A 624-nucleotide genomic window follows, 5' to 3' on the forward strand; every position below is an offset into this window, starting at 1 on the left:
CCTTCTCTCAGCCATTCATCCATGCCCCGCTTAGTCGGGGCTTTTCTATTATTCGGAGGGCATCATGTCTCATTGGTATGAGCCGTTGCGCACGCTCGTTAGCCTGGGGTCCCAGGCCGACAAGATCGCAAACATGGGCGAGCTTCACGCTGCCCGCCAGCGGCATCTCTCGCAGTTCTTTACTCCCGACGCGATCGCACACTTGATGTGGGGCGTCATCGCGGACTGGAACCCTGGCCGCAAGGTATCGATCCTCGACAACTCGGTCGGCTCGGCCCGGCTGCTTCAGTTCGCTGACCCGGCGCGGCATCGCATCTTCGGCGTCGACGTGCATGGTCCAACGATTGAGGCGGTCCAGAGCGCTATCGAGGCCGCGGGGTTCGAGGGCGAGTTCCGACAAGCCGGGATGGAGGAGATCCAGCCCGCACGGTTCGATGTGTGCCTGCTGAACCCGCCATTCTCCATTCATCTGGAGTCGCCGCATCTCAAGCCTTACGGCATGACCGGCTGGGGACGCTTCGGCCCCAATACGAGCGCTCTTAGCCACGAATATGCGCTGGAGCAAGCACTCGACGCCGCGCAAGTGGTTGTGGCACTGCTTCCGCTCACGTTCGTTCAGAAATT

The 624-nt window shown here is 61.2% G+C and carries 1 protein-coding gene; it reads left to right on the plus strand.

Annotated elements, in window-relative coordinates:
• Positions 1-133 precede the first annotated feature (133 nt).
• Positions 134-624 (plus strand): DNA methyltransferase family protein (locus ACYP5B_RS48945; RefSeq protein ID WP_459574688.1); only part of this gene is annotated, 491 nt, incomplete at its 3' end.

The sequence above is a fragment of the Cupriavidus sp. 8B genome (genome assembly GCF_054589115.1).